Consider the following 17,280-nt stretch of genomic DNA (forward strand, 5'->3'; position numbering starts at 1 on the left):
ACCCATGTCCTACACACCGGAGTCCATGAACGCGCTGCGGCTCATGGGGGACGAACTCGCCGACGCGACGGTGGAGACGCTCTTCGAGCGCGGGGAGGTCGGCAAGTTCAACACCCTCATGCGCTACTTCTCCACCACCGGACAGGAGCTGCCCGACGGGTTGCCCGACGTCGCCCGCGAGTACCTGCACGCCACGGCCGCGCCGCCCTCCTGGGTCGACTGGGGTGAGATGGAGAGGGCCCGTCTGTTCTTCATCGACAACAACGTGCACATCTCCACCGCCCTGGCCTTCTCGGCGATGCCCGCCTGCTACGTCATCCCGCACGTGGCCAGACTGCTCAGCGCCACCCACGCCCTGGAGTACCCCTCGCGGCGCATGGCCGAGACCGGGCAGTTCACCGTCTACCTCATGCAGCCCGACGCGTTCGAGGCGGGGAGCCGGTTCGTCCCCGCTGCCCAGAAGGTGCGCCTGCTGCACGCCTCCATCCGCTACCACATGCGCCGTGAGGACCGCTGGGACGTGGACGCGCTCGGCACGCCGATCTGCCAGGAGGACATGATCGGCGGCCAGATGATCTTCTCCATCCAGGTCCTGGACGCCCTGCACCGGCTGGGCGTGCACATGTCGGTCGAGGGCGCGGAGTCCTACTACTACGCCTGGCGCATCGTCGGCGCCATGCTCGGGATCAGCACCGAGCACGCGCCGCCCGACGTGGCCAGCGCCCGCGAGTTCTCCGACCTGTACATGACCCGGTACATGGGCCCCTCCGAGGAGGGGGCGCACCTGACCCGCCAGCTCATCGACCTCTACGAGGAGGTCGTGCCCGGGACCCTCCTCGACCCGGTGGTCGCCGCCCTCGTCCGCTACCTCATCGGCGACACCTGCGCCGACTGGCTCCGGGTTCCGCGCAGCGGCTGGGACACGGCCGTCAGGGCCTCCCCCGCCCTGCTCGGGATCCTCGAACGGGTAGAGGACGGCTCCCCGCTGGGCGCGTGGGCCCTGGACCGCCTCGGCCACGTCACCACCCACCTGGAGCTGAGCTCCCTCACCCGCGGCCGGGTCATGCAGTACGCCATCCCCGAACGGCTCAAGGACGAGTACGGCGTCCCCTCCCACGCCCCCCGCGCCCGGCGCTGGACCCCGCCGCCCCCGGCGCCCGGGGCCTGAGCGCCGGCGGTCGGCCCCGACCCCGGTGGGCCCCTCCTCCGACCGCCGCTGGGATGATCGCGGGGTCGGCCGCCGCGGTCGGCGCAGACGAGGGGAGCCCCTGCCGTGCCCGGACGCCTCCTGCACGTGGGACCGGTGATCATCGACGTCGTGATGGCGGTCGACGCCCTTCCCCGGGCCGGGGAGGGCGTGTTCGCCTCCTCCGCCCGGACCGTGGCCGGAGGCGGTTTCAACGTCGTCGCCGCCGCGGCGCGCGCGGGCATGGAGGTGGTCTACGCGGGAGCGCACGGAACCGGGCCCCACGGGGACCTGGCCCGTGCCGCGCTGCGCTCGGAGGGGGTGGCGGTGGCGCACGCCCCCTCCCCCGACGCGGACACCGGCTTCTGCGTGGCCCTGGTGGACGGCGACGCCGAACGCACCTTCGTCACCCGGCTGGGCGCCGAGATGGACCTGTCCCTGGACCGGCTGCGCACCCTGCGGCCCGGGCCGAGGGACTTCGTCTACACCGTGGGGTACTCGCTGCTGCCCGGCCCGAGCGCCGACGACCTGCTCGCCTGGATCGGTGACCTCCCCGAGGGGGTGCGGCTGGTCCTGGACCCGGCGCCGGTCGTGGGCGACATCCCCCGGCGGGCCCTGGACCGGGCCCTGGCCCGCGTGGACCTGCTCAGCCTCAGCGCCGCCGAGGCCGCCACCGTGACCGGGCACGCCGTCCCCGAGGAGGCCTCCGCGCTCCTCCTCCCCCGGATCCGTCCCGGCGGCGTGGTGGTCGTGCGCGACTCCGCGCGGGGCTGCGTGGTGGCCGGAGCGGGAGACGGGGCCGGGGACGCGGCTCCCCGGCGGATGCCCGGTTTTCCCGTGCGCGCCGTGGACACCAACGGAGCCGGTGACGCGCACGTGGGCGTCTTCACCGCCGCCGTGGCCAGCGGCCTGGGCCCGCTGTCGGCCGCACGCCGGGCCAACGCGGCCGCCGCCCTGGCCGTCACCCGCCGCGGCCCGGCCACCTGCCCCACCGCGAAGGAGACGGACGCCTTCCTGGCGGAGGCCGGGGACGGCGGAAACCCCCGACCGGAGCCGGCGAGCTGACCAGAAGTGTGACTGGTGCGGAGCATGGGGTTGTGACCTGCGCTGTTCCTGTACCTGTAGCCGATGTCGGCGCTCCAACCTCGCTACAGGTACAAGACCACCGCGAGGGAGCGGGCGGTACCGTACGCGCCTTCACCTGCCGGAAGCAACCATCGGACGCACCGGCGGCTTTCGGGACGCGCCCTGTCCCCCGCCTTGCCGCCGAGCGATCCACGGGTGAACACCCGGCCGGTATCCGGGGAGAGGGTGAAGTCCCCATGAACCAAAAATAAAGTTGCAGGAAAAACAGTCTCTGCAAGAAAACTTGCTTGTATCGTGGGCGCTGTGAACCTCCAGGAACGTATGAGCGAGTACCGCGACCGGCTGACGAAGTCGGACCGGATCCTCCTCGACGAGCTGCTCTCCAACCCCGCCGAGGCTCCCCTGTGGCGGGGCGGAGAGGTCGCCCAGCGAGCGGGGGTCCACCCGGCCGCAGCCACCCGGCTGGCGCAGCGGCTGGGCTACCAGGGCTACCTGGAGCTGCGCGAGGACCTGCGCGAGGCCCACGAGGCACGCCTCAACGGTGCGGGCGACCGGTTCCGGGCCGAACTCCGGGGCCAGGGGCGGGCCAGCGTCCTGGACACCCTCCTGGCCACCGAACTCGACTCCCTCGCGGCGGTCGGCAAACACGTGAGCCAGGCACAGATCGACGAGGTGGCCGACCTCCTCGTCGGCGCGCGGGTGGTCTACCTCTTCGCGCGCGGCAACTCCGGGGTCCTGGCCGAACTCCTCGACAGCCGGCTGCGGCGGTTCGGGATGCGCCCGGTCAACCTCGTCGGCCCCGGCCGCGAGGTCGCCGAACGCGTCCTGGCGATGTCGGACTCCGACGTCGTCGTGTCGTTCGCGTTCCGCCGCGCTCCGCGCAACCTCACACAGCTGTACGCCCACGCCTCCGGGGTCGGAGCCCGTTCCGTTCTGGTCACGGACACCCTGCACACCCTCGACCCGGCTCCGACCACCGTGCTCTCGGCCCCGCGCGGACACCAGGAGGGCTTCTCCTCCCTGAGCGTCCCGATGATGATCGCGAACGCCATCGTGCTCACCGTCGCCCAGCGCCACCCCGAGACCATCCTGCCCGCCCTCGACCACCTGGACGACCTGCTCACCGCGTTCGACTGACGCCGCCGGTCCCCTCATCCCCGCGACGGCCGGATCCCCCCGGCCTAGCTCCCGCCTGCGCGAAAACCGACGCAAAGGACCTGCTCATGCGCACTTCGAGACTGCTCTCCGCCTCCGTCGCCCTCCCTCTCGCCGTGACGCTCGCCGCCTGCGGCGGCGGCACCCCCGAGACCGCCGACACCGGCGGGCCCGCCCAGCCCCACGAACTCGACGACGCCACCCACGAGGAACTCGTCGAGCTGGCGCAGGAGGAGGGGGAGGTCACCGTCTACTCCTTCACCTCGCGCATCGCCTCCGTCGAGGAGGCCTTCGAGGCGGAGTACCCGGGCATCGACCTCATCGGCCACGACATCGCCTCCTCCGAGCAGGTCACCCGCCTGCACTCCGAGGCGCAGGCCGGAACGCCCTCGGCGGACGTCGCCTACATCTCCGACGCCCCGGTGGTCATCACCGAACTCATCGCGGGCGGCATCCTCCAGAACCACGTGCCCCAGCGCGTCGCCGAGACCGTGCCCGAGGAGTACCAGCAGCCGCTGCTGGCCAACCGGCTGTCGACCAAGATCCTCATGTACAACGAGGAGGCCCACCCCGACGGCAGCCCGATCGAGAACCTGTGGCAGCTGACCGAGGAGGAGTGGAACGGCAGGGTCGTCATGGTCGACCCGGGCGTGCGCGGCGACTACCTCGACCTCGTGACGGAGATCGTCCGCCGCTCCGACGAGATGGCGCAGGCCCACCAGGAGCACTTCGGGTCCGAGGTCGAACTCGACGAGGGCGTCGAGAACGCCGGGCAGCAGTTCGTCAAGGACCTCTACGCCAACGGACTGGTCCTGGTCGACGACACCGACAACGTCAACGAGGCCGTGGGCGCGACCGGGCAGGAGGACCCGCCGGTGGGCATCACCTCCTACTCCGACCGCCGGGACAACGAGGAGGAGGGCTGGGCGCTCCAGGCCTCCCTGGGGACCGCCCCGTCGCTGGGCATCACCTTCCCGGCCTACATCGGCATGGTGCAGGGCTCCGACAGCCCGGCCGCCGCGCGCCTGGTCGCCGACTTCCTCATGGGCGACGACTCCGCGACCGGCGGTCCCGGATACGAGCCCTTCTACGTCCCCGGCGACTACCCGGTCCGCACGGACATGGAGATGCCCGAGGGCGCCGCGCCCCTGGACGAACTGGGCGCCTGGGACATCGATCCCGAGGAGACCGCCCAGGTCCGCGACGACGTGGCCGACTTCCTGCTCACCCTGTGAGAGACCCCTCCCCCGGCTCCCACGCCGGCGAAAGGACACCATGACGACGGCACCCGCCCCCCGCCGCACCGCGGTCGGCACCACGGTGGCCCGTGCGCGCACGGCACTGAGGCAGCCCTCCGTGGTGCTGGGAACCGGCACCCTGCTCGTACTGCTCGTCCTCGTGGTGGCGCCGCTCAGCGGGCTGGTCAGCACGACCCTCCAGAGCGGCAACCGCGAGGCGTGGGCGGACGTGTTCGCCAGCCCGATGTCGGAGAACCTCCTGTGGCGGCCGATGGGCAACTCGATCCTCGTGGGGACCGCCACCGCCGTGTGCTCCACGGTGGTGGGCGGGTTCCTCGCCTGGGTGGTCGTGATGACCCGCATCCCGGGGCGCAGGACCCTCGGCCTGCTGGCGACGATCCCGTTCGCGCTGCCGAGCTTCGCCCTGGCGCTGGCGTGGGAGTCGGTCTTTCGCAACGACCTGATCGGCGGGTCCACCGGGATCCTGATGAACCTGGGCCTCCACGTCCCGGACTGGCTGGCCTGGGGGCCCGTGCCGATCGCCGCGACCCTGACGGCCCACTACTTCTCGCTGTCCTTCATGCTCGTCGCCGCCGCGCTGGCCAGCGTCAACGGCGACCTCATGGAGGCCGCCGAGATGACCGGGGCCTCCACGCTGCGGGTGGCCAGGGACATCGCCCTGCCGGTCGTGGCCCCGGCAATGGTCTCCGGCGCACTGCTCGCCTTCGCCGAGGGGGTCTCCAACTTCGTCTCACCGGCCCTGCTCGGCCTGCCGGTGCGCTTCCACACGCTCTCCACCCGGTTGTACGGGGCGATCTCGACCGGCGACGTCGCACGCGGGTACGTGCTCTCGATCGTGCTCATCCTCGTCGCCGCGATGATCATGTACGCCTCGACGCGCATCACCGGGGGCAGGCGCAGCTTCGCGACGATCACCGGCAAGGGCGGCCGCCGCCGGGGCGTGGACCTCGGGCCCTGGGGGTGGCCGGTGGCCGGGCTCGCCTGGCTGCTGGTCACGTGCACCACGGTCGTGCCCGGCCTCGTGCTCGTCCTGAGCTCGCTGACCCTGCGCACGAACGACTTCGCCTCCGGGCTGACCCTGCACTACTGGACCGGCGGTTCCGACCCCGCTCTCGCCCAGGGGCAGCGGGGCGTCCTGAACAACCCGCAGATCCTGGAGGCCACCTGGAACACCGTCCTGCTCGGGGTGTGCGTGGCGGTCGGCGCCGGTGTGCTCGGGCTGCTCATCTCCTACGTCATCACCCGATCCAACGGCCCGAGGTGGCTGGTGGGGACCATGAGCGTCACCTCGTTCGTGCCCTTCCTCATCCCCGGCATCGCGCTGGGCGCGGCCTTCATCGCGCAGTTCGGGGCGCCCATCGGCCCGCTCCCGAGCCTGTACGGGACGTTCGCGATCCTCGTGCTGGCCGGGATCGCGGCGACGATCCCCTTCTCCGTCCGGTCGGGCACCTCGGCCCTGAGCCAGGTGTCCAGGGACGTCGAGGAGTCCGCGGTGATGGCGGGGGCAGGGCTGCTGCGCAGGATCGGCGCGGTCATCGCACCGCTGACCGCCCGCGGCCTGTTCACCGGCGGGGTCCTGGTGTTCGTCCAGATGGTGCGCGACCTGTCCCTGGTCGTGCTGCTGGCGACCCCGGCGATGCCGGTCCTGGCCGTCCTCACCTACCAGTACTCCTCGGAGAACTTCACCCAGCTGGCCAACGCGGTCACCGTGGTCATCGCGGTGATCTCGGTCGCGGCAACCGTCATCGCGCGGCGCTTCGAAGGCGCCGCCCAGCCCTGGAACTCGAACTCATGACCCCAACGCCGCGCACCCGGCAGGCCGAAAGGACCGACATGCGCTCCGGAGCCTCCTCGGCCTCCCTGACCATCACCGACCTGCGCAAGGACTTCGGCGACACCGCCGCCGTCGACGGCGTCTCGATCGACGTTCCGGCGGGCTCCTTCCTCGTGCTGCTCGGCCCGTCCGGCTGCGGGAAGACGACGACCCTGCGGATGCTCGCCGGGCTGGAGAACCCCACCGGGGGCGAGATCCGGTTCGGCGACCGCGTCATCGCCCGCGGCGACGGGACCGAGATCGTGCCGCCCGCCGAGCGCGAGGCCGGACTGGTCTTCCAGTCCTACGCGCTGTGGCCGCACAAGACCGTGCGCCAGAACATCGCCTGGCCGCTGACCGTGGCCAAGTGGTCCAAGGCCGACCGGTGGGCCCGGAGCGAGCAGGTGCTGGCGATGCTGTCGATCGAGGACCTGGCCGACCGGTACCCGGGGGAGATCAGCGGCGGCCAGCAGCAGCGCGTGGCGATCGCCCGCATGATCGCCCCGCAGCCCAAGGTGCTGCTCTTCGACGAACCGCTGTCCAACCTCGACGCGAAACTGCGGGTGGACACCCGGGGTGAGCTCATGCGCGTCCACCGGTCGACCGGTGCCACGAGCGTCTACGTCACGCACGACCAGGTGGAGGCGATGACCATGGCCACGCACATCGCGCTCATGAAGGACGGCCGGATAGAGCAGTTCGGCACGCCGCGGGAGCTGCTGGAGTCGCCGCGCACCGCGTTCGCCGCGACGTTCGTCGGCACTCCCCCGGCGAACATCGTCGGGTGCCGGGCCGGGGGCGGGCGGCTGTCGGCCTTCGGCGTGGACTGCGGCGCGGCTCCGGCGTCGGTCCCGGACGGGGTCGTCAGGGCGATGTACCGGGCGGGCTCGCTCGGGATCGAGCGCGAGGCGTCCGCGCCCGGGTGCCTGGAGGCGGTCTTCGCCGACCAGGTGCCGATGGCCGACAGGTGGGTCGTGGGCGTGGACCTCGCCGACGGCACCCGGGTGAACGTCTCCCGGGACACGCCGGTCGACCTGCTGCCCGGCGACGCGGCCGGTCTGCGCCTGCCCGAGGCGCCGGACGCCTACTTCGACGCCGCGGGCGACCGCCTGGACACCGAGGCGGTCCGATGATGCGACTGATCCTGGTCCGCCACGGCGAGACCGCGTGGAACGGCGAGCGCCGCCTCCAGGGACAGCAGGACATCGGACTGTCGGAGGCCGGGCGCGGTCAGGTCGCCGCGCTGGCGGAGACGGTCCGGTACCTGGACCCCGGCTACGTCGTCACCTCCGGGCTGTGCCGCACGCAGGAGACCGCCGAGGTCCTCGGGGTCAGCCCGGACACGCGCGACCCCCGGCTCAACGAGGCCTACCTGGCCGGGTGGGAGGGGCGGTACTCGGCACAGATCAAGGAGGAGGACGGCGGCGTGTACGCCGCGTGGCGCGCGGGGCGGTTCCACCCCCCGGGCGCGGAGAGCTTCGGCGAACTCACCGACCGGGTGGTCGACGGGATCGGCGCCGCCGTACGGCGGGCGCACGACGGGGGCCACCGGACGGTTCTGGCCGTCACCCACGGAGGACCGGTGCGGGCCTTCCTCGTGGCCGTCGTCGGGCTCGACCCGGCGCGCACGGTGCCCAGCCATCCGGCCAGTCTGAGCATCGTCGACGTCGACCCCGGGGCCGCCTCCCTCACCGAACCGGGTGCGGCCAGGCTCCGGCTGTTCAACTACTCCCCGGCGATGTCGCCGCTGGACCCGCCGGACTGACGGGCGGTGCCGGGGCGGGGGTGCCGGACCCACGGCGACACGGCCCAGCGGGCCTGGCCGGGTGGGACCGCCCGCGCGGGCGCCCGGGGCCGGATCCCCGTCCTGGGCCGGCCCCCACAGGGATCGCCGCCGGGGCGGGGACGCCCGCGCGGGCGTTCCCACCCCGGCGGCGGATCGGTCCTACGGGCCCGTACGCGCCGGATCGCGGGCCGGAGGCTCGAATCAGCTCCGGGGCGAAGCCCGACCGGCCCCCACGCGCCGGAGCGCGGGCCGGATCCGGGCCTCAGTCGTTCCCGGACTCCATGGCGGCGTGGTCGAGCAGGCCGTCGCTCTCGGAGGACTGGCCCCGGGAGGCGATCGCCTCGGCGCCGCCCTCGGGCATCGCGCCGATCAGCCCGGTCGAGGCCGCCTGGGCGGCGCCGATCGACGTCGGGTGCGAGGTGCCGACCATGCCGACCCTGGAGTACTCCTCCAGCTTGGCGCGGGAGTCGGCGATGTCGAGGTTGCGCATGGTCAGCTGGCCGATGCGGTCGACCGGGCCGAACGCGGAGTCCTCGGTCCGCTCCATGGACAGCTTGTCCGGGTGGTAGCTGAACGCCGCCCCCGTGGTGTCCATGAGGGAGTAGTCCTCACCGCGCCGGAGCCGCAGGGTCACCTCGCCGGTGACCGCCGTGCCCACCCAGCGCTGGAGGGCCTCGCGCAGCATCAGCGCCTGGGGCTCCAGCCAGCGGCCCTCGTAGAGCAGCCTGCCGAGCCGTCGGCCGTCGTTGTGGTAGCTGGCGAGGGTGTCCTCGTTGTGGACCGCGTTGACCAGCCGCTCGTAGGCCGCGTGCAGCAGCGCCATGCCCGGGGCCTCGTAGATGCCGCGGCTCTTGGCCTCGATGACCCGGTTCTCGATCTGGTCCGACATGCCCAGGCCGTGTCGGCCGCCGATGGCGTTGACCTCGTTGACCAGGTCGACGGCGGTGGCGAACGTCTTGCCGTTGACGGTGACCGGGCGGCCCTGCTCGAAGCCGATCGTGACGTCCTCGGCGGTGATCTCCACCTCGGGGTCCCAGAACCGCACGCCCATGATGGGCTCGACGATCTCGATGCCGGTGTCGAGGTGTTCGAGCGCCTTGGCCTCGTGCGTGGCACCCCAGATGTTGGCGTCGGTGGAGTAGGCCTTCTCGGTGCTGTCCCGGTAGGGCAGGCCGTGGGCCAGCAGCCACTCCGACATCTCCTTGCGGCCGCCGAGCTCGTTGACGAAGTCGGCGTCCAGCCACGGCTTGTAGATCCGCAGGGAGGGGTTGGCGAGCAGGCCGTAGCGGTAGAACCGCTCGATGTCGTTGCCCTTGAAGGTGGACCCGTCGCCCCAGATCTGCACGCCGTCCTCGAGCATCGCGCGCACCAGCAGGGTGCCGGTGACGGCCCGCCCGAGGGGGGTGGTGTTGAAGTAGGTGCGGCCGCCGGAACGGATGTGGAAGGCTCCGCAGGCCAGCGCCGCGAACCCCTCCTCCACCAGGGCCTCGCGGCAGTCGACCAGGCGGGCGCCCTCGGCGCCGTAGGCGGTGGCGCGGCCGGGGACCGAGGCGATGTCGGGTTCGTCGTACTGGCCGATGTCGGCGGTGTAGGCGTACGGGACGGCGCCCTTGTCGCGCATCCACGCGACCGCCACCGAGGTGTCGAGGCCACCGGAGAAGGCGATCCCGACGCGCTCGCCGACGGGGAGGGAAGTGAGTACCTTGGACATGGAAATAAGTATGCGCCCTTATGAATGAGCATGCAATCTGGGGGGCGGCATGTCGGTGTGGGATAGATCCCTGACCTGCCGTGCGAAATGCCGGGGCCGGGGTCGTGCGGGGCACTGCTGTGGGGTCGCGCGGGGTGGCGAGGCCGTGCGGGACACAGCGCCGCACGGGACACCCCCGCAGCGCAGGGCGTACCCGGGCCGGAGACCGGCTTTCCCCACCCTGCCCGGGATCGGGGCCGCTCCACCGGAGACGCGCCGGACGCCGCCGGGCTGTCGTACCCGGCGCCTGCGGGGCCGCACGTGGCGCTCGCCGGGGCCTCGGGAAAACCGCGTGCGGCCCGCGGGGGCCGCGGGTTAGCGTTCCGGGATGAGCGCACGGGAGAACCACTTCGCGGAGAGCGTCGCGGCGACCTACGACGAGTCGTCGGCGGAGATGTTCGAGCCCGCCGTCCTGGATCCGGCGGTCGACGTCCTGGAGGAGCTGGCCGGCGGGGGCCGGGCCCTGGAACTGGGGATCGGGACGGGACGCGTAGCGCTGCCGCTGGCACGCCGCGGGGTGCCGGTGCACGGCATCGACCTGTCCGAGGCGATGCTCGACCGGCTCAGGGCCAAACCCGGCGGCGACGCGCTCGGGGTGACGGTCGGCGACTTCGCCACGACCCGGGTGGAGGGGTCGTTCTCCCTCGCCTACCTGGTCTTCAACACGGTCATGAACCTGACCACGCAGGACGAGCAGGTGGCCTGCTTCCGCAACGCCGCCGACCACCTCGCGCCCGGGGGCCGCTTCGTCGTCGAGGTCGGCGTCCCCGACCTGCGCAGGCTGCCGGAGGGCCAGGACGCCGTGCCGTTCCACGTGGGTTCGAACAGGCTGGGGTTCGACGTCTACGACGTCGCCACGCAGGCGATGAGCTCGCACCACGTCACGGTCGCGGACGGGCGCGGCACGTACTGGACGGTCCCCTTCCGGTACGTGTGGCCCGCCGAACTCGACCTGATGGCCAGGCTCGCCGGGATGCGCCTGCGCGACCGGTGGGACGGGTGGACCCGGGAGCCGTTCACCAGCGCCAGCCGCCAGCACGTCTCGGTCTGGGAGAAGCCCGTCGGCTGAGCCCGGGGCACGGCGGTGTCTCCCCGGCACCGGCCCGGCCGTGGGCGCACGCGGCGACGGCCCCGCGGGCGCACCGGGGCCCCGCGGGCGCACCGGTTTCCCTGCCGGTGCGCCCGCGCGGTGGGCCTACTCGTACTCTGTGCCGCCCCTGCGGGTGAGGTAGGCGTCGGACACGAACTTGGCGATCGCGCGCCCGCCCAGGACCGGGGAGTAGCGCTCGCGCCGGGGCCGGACCACGACCCCCTCGCGCAGGTGCAGGCCGCCGCCGCTCCAGGTCTCCTCCCCCTGCGCCAGTGCGAGCAGCGCCGCCTCGTCGTAGGGGCCGTCGTGGAGCAGCGGCACCGAGGGCAGCCCGACCGACTCCAGCACCCCGGGCAGGTCGGCGGCGTCGATCCAGCTCAGGACGCCGTCCACGTCCAGGGAGACGTCGAAGACCGCGTAACCGGGCCTCTCGCTGCGGCCGGTCTCGCCGTACTCCAGGTCCTGCACGCCCGCACCGAACACCTCGCCGAACACACCCACCCGGGCGGCGCCGAACCGCTCCGCCAGCCTGCGCGCGGCCTCGGGCACCCCGTGGGCGGTCAGCGCCCGCCAGTACAGGTTCTTCTCCGTGAACGCCAGCGCCTGGCACCGGGACCCGTGGCCCTTGGACGAGGCGAACTCCTCCCCCGTCGCGGCGACCAGGGTGAACAGGCAGGCCGTGCCGTGGATCTTCTCCGTGGCCACGACCGGCTCACCCGGCTCGAAGGCGTCGGGGTAGCGCTTGGCGTTCTCCACCTCGATCCACCGCAGCAGGTCCGGCGCGTCGACCAGGTCACCGCCCATGTGCACCGGGACCGGGGGAACCCACTTGGTGATCCCGAGCTCCCCCGCGAAGTCGGTGCCGTCGCGGTGCTCCGCCGCCAGGTCGCGGTCGGCCAGCAGCTTCGGACGGCAGACGATGCCCTGCGAGAGCTCTCCGCGCAGCCGGACGGCCTTGACCCGGTTGCGCCGGGAGCCCGCGAGCCTGCCCGTCAGGCCGAGTTCCCCGATGAGGTCCTCGGGCAGCAGCGCGCTCTCGGGGACGTAGACGGCCCAGTCGCCGGTGCGGTAGGCCCCCTTGGCCACGACCGCGCGGAACAGCCCGACCTGCGCCAGCTCCAGCGCGTCCGCGTTGGGGTGCGGGTGGACCGTCAGCCGCTCGGCGGTGACCCGAAGGGTGGACATGGTGGTTCCTCCGTGTGGGGAGGCGCGTTCGGACCGCGCCTCGGGGGGCCGGTCCACTATGTCTGAGCGTCCGCCGGGCCGACAACGGCTTTACGGAGGGGACGCCTCACGGGGTTCCGCCTCGTGCGGGGGCACCGCACCCGGCGAAGGGCCGCGCCCCGCCGGAACCGACGTTAGAGTCGAGTGGACGAGAGGGGGTGCCGCGATGTCCGGGGCGCAACACATGCAGATCGGCGAGGTCGCCGAGCGGACCGGCCTGTCCCTGCGCACGATCCGCTACTACGGCGAGGTCGGCCTGGTCGAGCCCTCCGCGCGCTCCCGCGGCGGCTTCCGGCTCTACACCGAGACGGACGTGGACCGCCTGAACCTCATCAAGCGGATGAAGCCGCTGGAGTTCAGCCTGGAGGAGACCCGCGAGCTGCTGGAGGCCGTCGACCGGCTGAGTTCGGCCGGGACCGGGCCCGACGAGCGGCGGGCCCTGAGCGAGAGGCTCGACGCCTTCGAGGCGGCCATCGTCGCCCGCTGCCAGGCCCTGCGCGACCAGCTGGCCATGGCCGAGGAGTTCGCCGAGCGGCTGCGCGAGCAGCGCGCCCGCGACAACGCCACCGCCTGATGGGCTGACCGAAACGTTGCCGGTGTGCCAGGAGTGGCCTGACCTGTGGTGATCTTGTACTTATGGCGAGGTTCGACCGCCCAACCTCGCCATAAGTACAAGATCACCGCGGAGGGGAGCGGGTTCCGGCCAACCGTTGTGGTCACGGTGTGTCATCGCCGGGGAACACGTCCGCCGGACGGAGCCGCCCGCCCTCGCCTGGCGGAATCCTCGCACCCTTCCGTCGTGTGAGGGTTGTCTCAGTCGCCGGGAGTGACTCAGACTCTCACGTAAGAGTAGAGTCTTTCCGGGTCGTCACCCGCGCACGAGCGGAGGGCCACCGCACTCTCTTCCGGCCCGGCCCAGGGGCACGGCCGGGCCCGCGGCGACGAAGCCGCACCGGGGCGTCACCGACATCGCCCCGGATCCCCGTGCGCACCGGCGCACCCCCGCCCCACCCGGCGCGTGTCCGCGCCGCGCACGAACGCCTGACCCGAACACCGCGGTCCTCGTTGTGGGCTGCCCGAAACCCGATGGGTGCCATGAAACTGCCCGTGAAGACCCCCCGGTCCCTCAAGGCCCGGATCCCCGCCGCAGCGCAGCTGCGCGCCGACGTGCTGGCCGGACTGGTCGTGGCCCTGGCCCTGATCCCCGAGGCCATCGCCTTCTCCCTCATCGCCGGGGTCGACCCCCGCGTGGGCCTGTACGCCTCCTTCGTGATGGCCGTGTCCATCGCCTTCCTGGGCGGGCGGCCCGCGATGATCTCCGCCGCCACCGGCGCGATGGCCCTGGTCGCGGCGCCGCTGTCGATGGAGTACGGCGTCGACCACCTGATCGCCGCCACCATCCTGGCCGGGCTCATCCAGGTCGCCCTGGGCCTGCTCGGGGTGGCCAGGCTGATGCGGTTCGTGCCGCCCAGCGTCATGACCGGGTTCATCAACGCCCTGGCCATCCTCATCTTCACGGCCCAACTGCCCTACCTGGAGGGCGTGGGCGTGCCGATCTACGTCATGGTGGCCGTGGGCCTGGTCATCGTCTTCGGCCTGCCCCGCCTGACCAAGGCGGTCCCCGCACCGCTGGTGGCCATCGTCGTGCTCACCGTCGCCGCACTGACCCTGGGCATCCCGGCGCAGACGGTCGGGGACATGGGCGAACTGCCCGGTACCCTGCCCGTACCGCTGATCCCGGACGTGCCCTACACGCTGGACACGCTGGTCCTGATCGCCCCCTACTCGCTGACCCTGGCCCTGGTGGGGCTGATGGAGTCGCTGATGACCGCCAAGGTCGTCGACGACCAGACCGAGACCACCTCGAACCACGGCCGTGAGGCCCGCGGCCAGGGATTCGCCAACGTCCTGGTCGGGTTCTTCGGCGGCATGGCCGGGTGCGCGATGATCGGCCAGACCATGATCAACGTCAAGTCCGGGGCCCGCACCCGCGTCTCGACCTTCCTCGCCGGTGTGTTCCTGATCATCCTGTGCGTGGCCCTGGGTGACCTGGTGGGCATGATCCCGGTCGCGGCTCTGGTCGCGGTGATGTTCTTCGTGGCCATCGTGACCTTCGACTGGCACAGCGTCGCCCCGGCCACCCTGAGGCGGATGCCCTGGACCGAGACCCTGGTCATGGTCGTCACCGTCGCCGTGGTCGTGGCCACCCACAACCTGGCCCTGGGCGTGATCGTCGGCGTCGTGGTGTCCATGGTGCTCTTCGCCCGCCGGGCCGCCGCGCAGGCCGACGTCACCAGCGTGCTCGACCCCGAGGGCGGCACCCGCGTGTACTCGGTCAACGGCGAGGTGTTCTTCGCCTCCACCGGCGAGCTGGTCAACCGGTTCGACTACACCGAGCAGGGCCTGGAGAAGGTGGTGGTCGACATGTCCAACGCGCACGTGTGGGACTCCTCGGCCGTGGCCGCCCTGGACCAGGTCACCGAGCACTTCCGCCGGCACGACGTGAAGGTGGAGATCACCGGCCTCAACGGGCCCAGTGCGACCCTGCACAAGGAGCTGTCCGGAACCCTCACCGGCGGCCACTGACCCGAGCGATGGGGAGCGGCCCGCCGGGGCTCCGGCGGGCCGCTCCCGCGTTCCTCGGACTGTCCCTCAACCTCGTCCGGGCAGGGGAGGGACGGACGCGGACGCCCCGTCCTGGGTGTGCCGGAACGTGCCCGGACGGGCGGAACCGGTCGTGAGGCGCTCACCCTCCCCGCCCGGCGCGGTCAGGCGTCCCCGTCCACGTGGATCGCGCCGGTGGGGCACACCTGCCCCGCCTCGCGCACGGCCGGGTACAGCTTCTCCGGCGGCCGTTCGTTGAGCAGCTCGACGATGCCGTCCTCCTCCCGCTGGTCGAACACCTCCGGGACGAGCAGCACGCACTGCCCCGCACCGCAGCACCAGTCCTGGTCGACGGTCACCCTCATCGTCGTTCCTCCTTCGTCGTCGCGGCGTGGTCGTGCCCGGCGGCCGGGGTGACGGGGGCGAGCCAGATCCCCGTGAGGGCGTCGACCAGCCCGATCGCCGTGTCCTCCCAGCTGCACCGGGGCGTCGCCGTCTCCTCGGCGAGCGCGCGCTCGCGTTCGGCGCACGTGTGCACGATCAGATGGCGGGTCATGTCCTCGCGTTCGGCGCGCACCTCCGGCGGCAGGTCCGGCAGACTACCGCGCAGACCGGTGAGGATCCGCCTGAGCTGGGGCGCGGTCAGCGTCTCCTCGGTCATGATCACGCGAAAGCCCGGATCGGTCATGACCTGCGCGGCGAAGCGGGCGAACCACGACGGGGGACCGAGGTCGGCCAGGTGCCGGGTCACCGGCCGGACCAGGCAGGCGATCCAGTCCCGCACGCTCGGGGACTCCCCCGTCTCCCGGGCCATCCGCGCCCACAGCAGTTCCATGGGCTCGGTGTGCGTGCGCACGATCGCGCGTACGAGCTCGGCCTTGGTGCCGAAGTGGTAGCCGACCGCCGTGTTGTTGCCCTGGCCCGCCGCCACGCTGATGCCCCGGTTGGACACCGCGAACAGGCCGTGTTCGGCGAACAGGCGCTCGGCGGTGGACAGGATCAGCTCCCGGGTGGCGCCAGCACGTTCGGGCTGCGTCTGCGACACGGTCACCACCGGACCGGGACCTCGCTCAGTCCGCCCACGACCAGGCCGTCGAGACGCCGCAGCTCCGCCGCGGGGACGGTCAGCTCCAGTGTGGGAAGCCTGCGCAGCAGCACGTCGAGCACGGCCTGGAGCTCGGTGCGGGCCAGCGCCTGCCCCAGGCACGAGTGCGCCCCGGCGCCGAAGCCCAGGTGCGGGTTGGGCACGCGCCCCAGGTCCATCTCGTCCGCGTTCTCGAAGGCGCTCTCGTCCCGGTTGGCGGCGCCCATGCTGCACATGACGGTGGTCCCGGCCGGGACGACGGAACCGCTGATCTCGGTCTCCTCGGTGATGTAGCGCGGCAGGCCGAGCCCGGCGTTGGCGTCGAAGCGCAGGGCCTCCTCCACGGCGGAGCGCACCAGCGTCCGGTCGTCCAGCAGCCTCTCCCAGCGGCTCCGGTCGTCCAGCAGCATCGCCACCATCTTGCCGATCATGTTGGCGGTGGTCTCGTGCCCGGCGACCAGCAGGCCCATGCTGGTGGCGACCAGTGCGGAGGTGGGCAGGTCGACCCCGGCCTCGGCGGTCTCGGTGATCAGGGAGCTGATCAGGTCCTCGCGCGGCTCCGCCCGCTTGGCCTCGACGTGGCCGCCCATGTACGCGAGGAACTCGGCCTGGGCCCGGTCCATCTCCTCCTGGGAGTAGCGGGTGAGGTTGAGCAGCGCGTCCGACCAGTGGGAGAAGCGGTCGCGGTCGGAGTCGGGCACGCCGAGCATGTCGCAGATGACCCACACCGGCAGGGGGAAGCCCAGGTCCGCCCTGAGGTCCGCCGGATGGCCGCGCTCCACCATGCCGTCGACGAGCTCGTCGGCCATGGCCTCGATCCCGGGCCGCAGCGCGTTCATGCGCCTGGCGGTGAACCACTTGCCGACCAGCCGACGCCACTGCCGGTGCTCCTCCCCGCTGTCGGGGACCGCCGCCGCCAGGTCGCTGTTGAACACGCCGCCCGTGGCGCTGGCCGAGACCCGGGCCGCGTCCTCGGCGTCGAGCCTCCGGGTGAAGCGCGGGTCGGAGAGCACCCGCCTGACGTCCTCGTAGCGGGTGACCACCTCCGCCCGGTCGCCGCTGGGCAGCCGCACCCCGGCGACGGGACACCGCTGCCTCAGCTCCGCCCACTCCGCGGGCGGCTCCAGCGCCTCCGGGCTGGGGATCGGGTAGTCCATCAGCCGTTCGGTCTCGTCGGCACCCACAGCCGTCACTCCTCTGCGTCAGCGGTACGTACACGTACAGTGAACGTCCGCCACGGCGT

General features: G+C 72.4%; 15 protein-coding genes. 10 read left to right on the forward strand and 5 right to left on the reverse strand.

What is annotated here, in order from left to right; translation table 11 throughout:
- The first annotated feature begins 4 nt into the window (after positions 1 to 4).
- The 7 genes from FYW99_RS24340 (at position 5) to FYW99_RS24370 (ending at position 8,264) form a co-directional block, all read left to right on the forward strand.
- On the forward strand, positions 5 to 1,168 hold the full coding sequence (locus FYW99_RS24340) for an oxygenase MpaB family protein (protein WP_150254355.1): 1,164 nt from the start codon (positions 5 to 7) through the stop codon (positions 1,166 to 1,168).
- 105 nt (positions 1,169 to 1,273) lie between these two features.
- Positions 1,274 to 2,251 carry a PfkB family carbohydrate kinase gene (locus FYW99_RS24345; RefSeq protein WP_150254356.1) on the forward strand — a complete coding sequence of 326 codons (978 nt, stop codon included), beginning with the start codon at positions 1,274 to 1,276 and terminating at the stop codon, positions 2,249 to 2,251.
- Positions 2,252 to 2,575: 324 nt separating this feature from the next.
- Positions 2,576 to 3,409, forward strand: coding sequence for a MurR/RpiR family transcriptional regulator (locus tag FYW99_RS24350; protein ID WP_223839479.1), 834 nt, complete (start codon positions 2,576 to 2,578; stop codon positions 3,407 to 3,409).
- 86 nt (positions 3,410 to 3,495) lie between these two features.
- Positions 3,496 to 4,662 carry a type 2 periplasmic-binding domain-containing protein gene (locus tag FYW99_RS24355; RefSeq protein WP_150254358.1) on the forward strand — a complete coding sequence of 389 codons (1,167 nt, stop codon included), beginning with the start codon at positions 3,496 to 3,498 and terminating at the stop codon, positions 4,660 to 4,662.
- Positions 4,663 to 4,702: 40 nt separating this feature from the next.
- Entirely contained in the window at positions 4,703 to 6,481 is a 1,779-nt protein-coding gene (locus tag FYW99_RS24360; RefSeq protein ID WP_150254359.1) for an ABC transporter permease, read from the forward strand.
- Positions 6,478 to 7,632, forward strand: a complete 1,155-nt coding sequence (locus FYW99_RS24365; RefSeq protein WP_150254360.1) for an ABC transporter ATP-binding protein — start codon at positions 6,478 to 6,480, stop codon at positions 7,630 to 7,632. The genes FYW99_RS24360 and FYW99_RS24365 overlap by 4 nt, the downstream gene beginning before the upstream one ends.
- Positions 7,629 to 8,264, forward strand: a complete 636-nt coding sequence (locus FYW99_RS24370; protein WP_150254361.1) for a histidine phosphatase family protein — start codon at positions 7,629 to 7,631, stop codon at positions 8,262 to 8,264. Before FYW99_RS24365 ends, FYW99_RS24370 begins: the two co-directional genes overlap by 4 nt.
- Before the next feature lie 283 nt (positions 8,265 to 8,547).
- Here FYW99_RS24370 and argG read toward each other — a convergent pair whose 3' ends face one another.
- Entirely contained in the window at positions 8,548 to 9,996 is a 1,449-nt protein-coding gene (gene argG / locus FYW99_RS24375) for an argininosuccinate synthase (protein WP_150254362.1), read from the reverse strand.
- A gap of 367 nt (positions 9,997 to 10,363) precedes the next feature.
- On the opposite strand from argG, the gene FYW99_RS24380 reads away from it, so the two are divergent.
- Positions 10,364 to 11,104: a class I SAM-dependent DNA methyltransferase gene (locus tag FYW99_RS24380; RefSeq protein WP_150254363.1), complete on the forward strand. Its 741-nt coding sequence runs from the start codon at positions 10,364 to 10,366 to the stop codon at positions 11,102 to 11,104.
- Positions 11,105 to 11,230: 126 nt separating this feature from the next.
- Here FYW99_RS24380 and FYW99_RS24385 read toward each other — a convergent pair whose 3' ends face one another.
- On the reverse strand, positions 11,231 to 12,310 hold the full coding sequence (locus FYW99_RS24385; protein WP_150254364.1) for an RNA ligase (ATP): 1,080 nt from the start codon (positions 12,308 to 12,310) through the stop codon (positions 11,231 to 11,233).
- A 205-nt stretch (positions 12,311 to 12,515) separates the two neighbouring features.
- Between FYW99_RS24385 and FYW99_RS24390 the strand changes: the two genes are divergently transcribed.
- A complete protein-coding gene (locus FYW99_RS24390; protein ID WP_150254365.1) occupies positions 12,516 to 12,923 on the forward strand; it encodes a MerR family transcriptional regulator in 408 nt (135 codons plus the stop codon).
- A 512-nt stretch (positions 12,924 to 13,435) separates the two neighbouring features.
- The gene (locus tag FYW99_RS24395; RefSeq protein ID WP_150254366.1) at positions 13,436 to 14,935 is read left to right on the forward strand and encodes a SulP family inorganic anion transporter; all 1,500 of its coding nucleotides are present in this window, start codon (positions 13,436 to 13,438) and stop codon (positions 14,933 to 14,935) included.
- A gap of 182 nt (positions 14,936 to 15,117) precedes the next feature.
- Here the strand turns inward: FYW99_RS24395 and FYW99_RS24400 are convergent, their stop codons facing one another.
- The 3 genes from FYW99_RS24400 to FYW99_RS24410 are packed head-to-tail and all read right to left on the reverse strand — an operon-like array spanning position 15,118 to position 17,221.
- Entirely contained in the window at positions 15,118 to 15,318 is a 201-nt protein-coding gene (locus FYW99_RS24400; RefSeq protein WP_150254367.1) for a ferredoxin, read from the reverse strand.
- On the reverse strand, positions 15,315 to 16,007 hold the full coding sequence (locus tag FYW99_RS24405; RefSeq protein WP_150254368.1) for a TetR/AcrR family transcriptional regulator: 693 nt from the start codon (positions 16,005 to 16,007) through the stop codon (positions 15,315 to 15,317). The genes FYW99_RS24400 and FYW99_RS24405 overlap by 4 nt, the downstream gene beginning before the upstream one ends.
- The gene (locus FYW99_RS24410) at positions 16,001 to 17,221 is read right to left on the reverse strand and encodes a cytochrome P450 (protein WP_150254369.1); all 1,221 of its coding nucleotides are present in this window, start codon (positions 17,219 to 17,221) and stop codon (positions 16,001 to 16,003) included. Before FYW99_RS24410 ends, FYW99_RS24405 begins: the two co-directional genes overlap by 7 nt.
- Between the last annotated feature and the right edge of the window lie 59 nt (positions 17,222 to 17,280).

The sequence above is a fragment of the Nocardiopsis deserti genome (assembly GCF_008638355.1).
Taxonomy (GTDB): domain Bacteria; phylum Actinomycetota; class Actinomycetes; order Streptosporangiales; family Streptosporangiaceae; genus Nocardiopsis; species Nocardiopsis alborubida.

Bases quoted from the DNA above. Each gene is read 5' to 3' on its own strand.
- FYW99_RS24340 (WP_150254355.1), top strand. From the start codon at position 5: ATGTCCTACACACCGGAGTCCATGAACGCGCTGCGGCTCATGGGGGAC.
- FYW99_RS24355 (WP_150254358.1), top strand. From the start codon at position 3,496: ATGCGCACTTCGAGACTGCTCTCCGCCTCCGTCGCCCTCCCTCTCGCC.
- FYW99_RS24360 (WP_150254359.1), top strand. From the start codon at position 4,703: ATGACGACGGCACCCGCCCCCCGCCGCACCGCGGTCGGCACCACGGTG.
- FYW99_RS24365 (WP_150254360.1), top strand. From the start codon at position 6,478: ATGACCCCAACGCCGCGCACCCGGCAGGCCGAAAGGACCGACATGCGC.
- FYW99_RS24370 (WP_150254361.1), top strand. From the start codon at position 7,629: ATGATGCGACTGATCCTGGTCCGCCACGGCGAGACCGCGTGGAACGGC.
- argG (WP_150254362.1), bottom strand. From the start codon at position 9,996: ATGTCCAAGGTACTCACTTCCCTCCCCGTCGGCGAGCGCGTCGGGATC.
- FYW99_RS24380 (WP_150254363.1), top strand. From the start codon at position 10,364: ATGAGCGCACGGGAGAACCACTTCGCGGAGAGCGTCGCGGCGACCTAC.
- FYW99_RS24385 (WP_150254364.1), bottom strand. From the start codon at position 12,310: ATGTCCACCCTTCGGGTCACCGCCGAGCGGCTGACGGTCCACCCGCAC.
- FYW99_RS24390 (WP_150254365.1), top strand. From the start codon at position 12,516: ATGTCCGGGGCGCAACACATGCAGATCGGCGAGGTCGCCGAGCGGACC.
- FYW99_RS24395 (WP_150254366.1), top strand. From the start codon at position 13,436: ATGGGTGCCATGAAACTGCCCGTGAAGACCCCCCGGTCCCTCAAGGCC.
- FYW99_RS24400 (WP_150254367.1), bottom strand. From the start codon at position 15,318: ATGAGGGTGACCGTCGACCAGGACTGGTGCTGCGGTGCGGGGCAGTGC.